At 36.8% G+C, this 6,475-nt stretch carries 9 protein-coding genes; all 9 read left to right on the top strand.

Annotation, left to right across the window (positions count from 1 at the left end):
* Positions 1-1,030: papain fold toxin domain-containing protein (locus BN162_RS09485; RefSeq protein WP_167540013.1), on the top strand; the 1,030-nt coding region annotated here is incomplete at its 5' end.
* Between the two features lie 98 nt (positions 1,031-1,128).
* The gene (locus BN162_RS09480; protein WP_020224853.1) at positions 1,129-1,452 is read left to right on the top strand and encodes a hypothetical protein; all 324 of its coding nucleotides are present in this window, start codon (positions 1,129-1,131) and stop codon (positions 1,450-1,452) included.
* 212 nt (positions 1,453-1,664) lie between these two features.
* Positions 1,665-1,928, top strand: a complete 264-nt coding sequence (locus BN162_RS09475) for a hypothetical protein (protein WP_020224852.1) — start codon at positions 1,665-1,667, stop codon at positions 1,926-1,928.
* Between the two features lie 131 nt (positions 1,929-2,059).
* The gene (locus tag BN162_RS09470) at positions 2,060-2,788 is read left to right on the top strand and encodes a hypothetical protein (RefSeq protein WP_020224851.1); all 729 of its coding nucleotides are present in this window, start codon (positions 2,060-2,062) and stop codon (positions 2,786-2,788) included.
* 93 nt (positions 2,789-2,881) lie between these two features.
* Entirely contained in the window at positions 2,882-3,172 is a 291-nt protein-coding gene (locus BN162_RS09465; RefSeq protein WP_040451765.1) for a Tox-REase-5 domain-containing protein, read from the top strand.
* A 54-nt stretch (positions 3,173-3,226) separates the two neighbouring features.
* Entirely contained in the window at positions 3,227-3,946 is a 720-nt protein-coding gene (locus BN162_RS09460) for a hypothetical protein (protein WP_020224850.1), read from the top strand.
* 422 nt (positions 3,947-4,368) lie between these two features.
* The gene (locus tag BN162_RS17925; RefSeq protein ID WP_020224849.1) at positions 4,369-5,199 is read left to right on the top strand and encodes a hypothetical protein; all 831 of its coding nucleotides are present in this window, start codon (positions 4,369-4,371) and stop codon (positions 5,197-5,199) included.
* A gap of 18 nt (positions 5,200-5,217) precedes the next feature.
* The gene (locus BN162_RS09445) at positions 5,218-5,730 is read left to right on the top strand and encodes a hypothetical protein (RefSeq protein ID WP_020224848.1); all 513 of its coding nucleotides are present in this window, start codon (positions 5,218-5,220) and stop codon (positions 5,728-5,730) included.
* A 56-nt stretch (positions 5,731-5,786) separates the two neighbouring features.
* Complete coding sequence (locus tag BN162_RS09440) at positions 5,787-6,377, top strand: RHS repeat domain-containing protein (protein WP_147612168.1); 591 nt, start codon at positions 5,787-5,789, stop codon at positions 6,375-6,377.
* Positions 6,378-6,475 lie beyond the last annotated feature (98 nt).

The following is a 6,475-nucleotide window of genomic DNA, read 5'->3' as shown; positions in this document are numbered from 1 at the left end:
AGAAGAGAACGCAAAACGGATCGCGGAAGAAGCGAAGAGAGCAGCGGAGCTGATTCAAAAGCAAAAGCAAGAAAAACAAACGCAACTCGTCGAAGCTATGAAGAACATCACAAACAAAGTAACAGCGGCAGTTAAAGATGTGGTGTTGAATAACTTGACTCAAGAAACGGCAAGCCTGAACAAAAAGTATCCAGAAGTTACAGGAACGTTGGAAGAACGAGTGAATGCAATATGCGGGAAACCGACGGAAGATAAAAAGGATACAGAGAACAAAGAAGATTTGTTAAGCACAATTAATAATGGTATCAAGAGCACAGGAGTAGCTGTTTCTAGCATAGTTCAATCCACGGAGTTTGTGACGTTAAGTTTATCCATTGCTTTAGATAAAGTGATAGATAAATATCTGCCAATCAAAGGAATTGTGAACGCTATTTCTATCTTTGGTATATCGGCGGGATTAACAGAAAAAATTCCATTAAACGCAGCAGATGAAGGAAAACTAGCTGAGAAGATCCCGTTGGATAAGGAATTAAAGTATTTGGAGAAGCTTCCGGGAGTCAGTATCAGAAAAGATTTAGTGATTGATCTTCCATTGAATATCAAAGGAAATCAAGACTATCTTGAGAAGATTAAAATCCGGGATGAACAGACCTTTGTGGAAGAGATTCCTTGGGATCAAGTAGTTGAAGATGTGTATGAGTCCAAGATTGATAATATTACCAAAGAAGTACCAGGAGAATATAAAAAATTATATAAATGTAAGGAGTATGCTAACTATTTAGAAAAAAGTTTGAAAAAGGCAGAAGTTGAGGGACAACGAGTTACTATAAAAAGTAAAACTGGATATATTTATTCTGATAAATTTGGGGGGAATATTTCTACAAACGGTCTCCATGAAGCCATAAGGATTGGAGATAAGATTTATGATAATATGACGCCTAATGGAATTGAATATAATGCGTGGCTAGATGATTTAGGCATAACTGACTTTCCTTGGGAATTTGAAATTACTACTAATTTAATAAAATAATAGCAGTTTAACAGTCAATATAAGCCATTTATTAGAAAAGGATAATCTAAATTTAATAGATGGCTTATGGTTTAATAATTAAAGAATAGGAGGATTTTATGTGTAACATTGAAGACTTATTAAAATGGATTGAATTAAGACCGTGTATGTATATAGGAGAGTATAAATTTGATAATTTATATCATTTTCTTAATGGATTTTTATATGATAATCCTAATTTAAAAGAAAAAAATAGATATGAGATTAAGTTTAAATATGAATTTCATCAATGGGTTCGTAATTGGATAGAAAACAATATGAATATCAAGTTTGATGAAGAAAGAGATTATCACTATTATATTAAAAAAGTATGTAAAACGGAAAAACAATGTTTTGATCTGTTTTTTAAATTAAATAATATTTTTTTTAAGAACAATGCTTAAATTTTAAAGTATAACGATAAACCGTATCTAGATGTTGTTATATGATGTAAGAATCACAAAGTATAAGTATATAAGAAATGTGAAATAGAGAATCATTGAACTTGTAATAGGATACTGAAATAAGCTGGAACCTCTGAATTCAACAGGTTCACAGGAGTACATTGAGACTAAATTACAGGCAGAAAAAAGTGTTTCAGGGGATTAGTGGGAGAATGGTTAATGCAGAGGTAGAAGAGCTTAAAGACTATATTTTTAAGATGATGCGACTCATGGTATTTGAAAACTTAGGATACGGAAAAGAAAATCCAGAATATTTAATTACTATTTACAAAGAACAAGCAATTGCTAAATATAATGCAGGAGATTTCACTATCGGGAAATTAGATCATTATAGTCAACATGGTCAACGAATTAACATAGAAATAGAATTGCATGGCATAGGAGAATATTCTGGTAAAATTAGTTATAACTGTTAGCACCACTGATATATAAGCAATATGACAAGGTGATACAGTATCCGTTAAATAGCGGTGGAGGCAGAAACGCCAACAGTGGTTTCGGAGCAGGAAGGAATACAGGGGCATCCAGCTCAAATAACACGGCGGAGATGCTGAGAAAGGCAGCGGAAGCCAACGCAAAACGGATTGCGGAAGAAGCGAAGAAAGCCGCAGAAGTAATCAGGAAACAAGCGGAAAAAAAGCGTGGAAAGATTACAACGGGAGTACAAGAATCCATATCAGCGTTAGCGAAGAAGCAGGAAGAAAAACGAAAAGTCGACGCCATTATGGCTTCGATTCAAGGCCCGCGATTCAACGTGGATTTTCTTAATAAAGTAGGAAGCTTATACAACCGGTTCAGCGGCTGGTGCAGTGAACGCGGCAAAGAGATCAAAGAAGTTGGTGACAATTTTAAAAAAGGCGGAAAAGAACTCGGTGACCAGCTGAACGAGGCTTTGTTAGGAGGCTTGCAAAACGTCAGCGATTCCGTAGTAGCAACCTCGAAAGCCATTTCCAATATGACGTGGAAAGACTGGACAAAAGCAGCGATATCAGTCAGTGTAGGAGCGGTGACATTCGCGGCATTCTTCGTGCCGGGAGGCGAAGTGGTCGGAGCAGTTGTCAATGGCTTTATCGCAGGAGGCATGGCAGGAGCAGCAGGATCCATAGCGGGAGATAGCTTTGAAGTCGTTGATGCAGTCGTAACAAAGAATCAGGATGAGTTATTTGATAAGTATGGTGTGAAGGATTGGTCAGAGCTTGGAAATCGAGTGCTGGATCAAGCCGGAACCTCCATGGTCAAAGGCGCTATCTTTGGCAGCTTATCGGCAGGGACGTAGGAGTATATTGGGGCTAAGCTCAGCCCTAATCAAGAAAACTCTACAATAAAGGGTGAAATTTTAAATGGTCGATGGGAAAATGTAGATGAATCTATGAGTGAAGCATCAAGATCATATCAAAAACAAATAACTGGTCAAGAGGGAAAAGCTTGGGTACAGAATGGTGTAAAATTCGATGGAATTAAAGACGGAATTTTAATTGATGCAAAGGGTAAATATTCACAGTTTATTAATAAAAACACCGGAAAATTCTACGACTGGTTCACCGGAAAGAAGGGATTGCTTGATGAAGCAAATCGGCAAATAAAGGCGGCAAACGGTACCAAAACAATGGTATTTTGCGGAGCAAGATACGCTAGAAGTAGTACAAGATCTGTTTATTGATCAAGGAATAGTAGAAATAGAATTTATTTATCAAGCACCTAAATAGGAGGAAAAATGTTACAAAATCATTCCATTATTCTCTGGAGAAAGTCAGATGATCCAAGGAAGACATTTAAACAAATCGCTGAAGAAGCTTTTGTAACTTTAAGTGTTTTTCAAAATTTTCCACGTCAGTTTAGACCTAATTATATAGCAATATCCAGTGTGGAAAAATTTCAAGAAGTAAAATGGAATTACGAAAACTTTGAAAAAATTCTTAGGGAGGGGATAAACAAAGAGAATAATAAAACTTTTGAGAATTTAGGATATTCAATTCAAATGTTTTCATCACTAATAGATGTCGAATCATTTTCAATTCAACTTCGAGTAGGAAATAAAGAATCCATATTCTATAATACTTTAGTAGTTGAAATACCAAATACAATGAATATGTTAGATTTAAATAATGCTGAATTGATTTCAGACTTGTTTAATCAGCTTGCACAAGGTTTTGTGCCATTCTGGGGATGCGTTTCGAATAAAGCTATGATGAGGAAATATAAAAGATATTTGATAAACGGCAAACCTACGACAGTTCATTGGCTTAATTATTGGGGTGAAGATATTCAAAAAGTAATTGGTCATGAATACATTAAAGACATATTAGAAAAGTATTCAGATATTAGCTTTGAAAGAAACATTTTTAAAATTCAAAAAAAATCGTTTGATATTGAAGATCATGTATCTATGGAATTCCATCATGACGTTGAAAAAATGCTCAGGTTAGGTATTTAATGTAAAGGGTTGTGATGCCAACAAAGCGTTGCAGCCCTTTGATATGAAACGAATATCATGAACTATGAGCATGGTGCAAGAACTTAAAGTGTTACAATAATAGCCGATATAATGAAGAAGGTCTGACAGCCAAGAACAAAATAAAAGAGGAAATTAGTCAATACAATGCCAAAAACAGTTAATCACGCATAACACGGCAGAGATGCTGAGAAAGGCAGCGGAAGAGAACGCAAAGCGGATTGCGGAAGAAAAGCGTGGAACGATTACAACGGGAGTACAAGTATCCATATCTGCGTTAACAAAAAAACAGGAAGAAGAACGAAACGTTAAAGCGATTATGGCATCGATTCAAGGACCGCGATTCAACGTGGATTTTCTTAATAAAGTAGGAAGCTTATACAATCGGTTCAGCGGCTGGTGCAATGAACGCGGCTTTGTTAGGAGGCTTGCAAAATGTCAGCGATTCCGTAGTAGCAGCCTCGAAAGCCATTTCCAATATGACGTGGAAAGACTGGACAAAAGCAGCGATATCAGTCAGTGCAGGAGCGGTGACATTCGCGGCATTCTTTGTGCCAGGAGGCGGAGTGATTGGGGCGGTTGTCAATGGCTTTATCGCAGGAGGCATGGCAGGAGCAGCAGGATCTATAGCGGGAGATAGCTTTGAAGTCGTTGATGCAGTCATAACAAAGAATCAGGATGAGTTATTTGACAAATATGGTGTGAAGGATTGGTCAGAGCTTGGAAATCGAGTGCTGGATCAAGCCGGAACTTCTATGATCAAAGGTGCTATCTTTGGCAGCCTTGCGGCAGGGACGCAGGAGTATATTGGATCTAAGTTGAATTCAAACAGAAATAAGGATTGGAGTGAAAACACTCCCAAAGTAGATGCAAATAATGATACGGGAACAGTATGGGATAGTATTAAACCTACTCAGCCGATGCGAGAGGGGACTGAAATTCCAAAATCGTTTAATATCACAGTAGATGGTCAAGAATTTTGGGTGAATCCTAATGGAACAAAGCATATGTATGAATATATAACAAGGAATGCACAAAATATTGGATCATTTACGACTCCAATAAGTAGTCAAAGTATGTTGAATGAATTTGCCTTTGCTTTGAAAGCAGCAATTGCGAAAGAAGGTCTAAAAATAGACAAGTTAATTTATGGCGGAAACTGGGAGTTTATAATTACTACCCCAAGGGAAGAAGGTTTAAATTACGTTATTAAACACGCTAAGTACAATAGGTAATGAGGTGAAAGAAATATAATGTTATTTTTAAAAAGAGTTGAAAGTGAAAAAAAATATGATATCGAAATAGATTATTATGTACCAATAACTATTACTGTGGGGGCGGGAAGCTACTTTGGTGAGAAAATTTATTGGAGAACTGGAAATTTTAAAAACTCTCTTATTGAAATTTCTATAGAAAAAGAAAAAGGAACACTGAAAGATATTACCTTAGTAGCTGTGAATGAAGTTTACCTTATAGATTTTCCTGAAAATGAGTGTGAAAAAAAGCAGATAGGAGTACCATTATTCATGCTGGATGGAAATACTAGAAATGGTTTTTGTGATCAAATAATAGATTTCTTCGTCTATTTAAGTCCAAAGGATATTACTATAAAATTTCAGAAAGAGATTCGGCCTGTGAAATGTGTTCAACTTGGAAGAGTTAGATTTAGTTTTGACAAAGAAGAAAAATTAATTTGTATTACAGTATTTGATTTGTCTGATTATGAATATTGTGAATTAAAAGCAGGTATGAAAATTGAGATTTAAGCGCTTATGGTTAGTTTTAAACTGTTGATGATTTAGCAACAAAAAGCTTTGCAGGCTTGAATAAAGTGGTTCGGGATAACCAGACAATCCAGTATCAATATGACGCTTACGGCAACCGCACAAAGATCACCTATCCGGATAATACGTCCATCACCTACCAATACGATCTGGCAGGCAGGATGACCAAGACTGTCAACGCATCGCATTATTCCAATTATGAATATGACGCGCTGGGCCGGATGACCAAGGAATGGATGTGTAACAATGTCGTCATCACCAAGAGCTATGACAACAACGGGAATCTGTTAACCCAACTGACTAAGCTGGGAACCAGAACACTCAGCTCTTACACCTATGTGTACAACGCGATCAACAGCGTGACGAAGCAGACCGAGATCCTCAATGGCGCAACGACCGTGAAAGAGTACAGCTACAATGAAAATGACGAGCTGATTAAAACGGTGAAGACGCAAGGGACAACGAAGACGACAACGGAAACCGTGATCACACTGACCGGCAATAAGACGGAAGTGACGGAAGGGCAGGTCACCTACAAAATTACAAAACTTGACAAAAAAAGTCCCTTAAATAAAGGACTTTTTGAATATGCGATTCACTCAAGTGTCAAACTCCGGAACAGTTTTTAACTATGCTGCTCTTAATTTGACTTTTACGAGGTGCAGCTTTAGAATGTAAATATATACACCTTTGGTTGATAAGGTGTACTTAGCGAATATAAGGTGAT

It is taken from the genome of Holdemania massiliensis AP2 (assembly GCF_000327285.1).
Taxonomy (GTDB): Bacteria; Bacillota_I; Bacilli_A; order Erysipelotrichales; family Erysipelotrichaceae; genus Holdemania; species Holdemania massiliensis.
The sequence above is the reverse complement of the archived record's forward strand: the minus strand, read 5'-3'. Positions and strand labels throughout refer to the sequence as shown.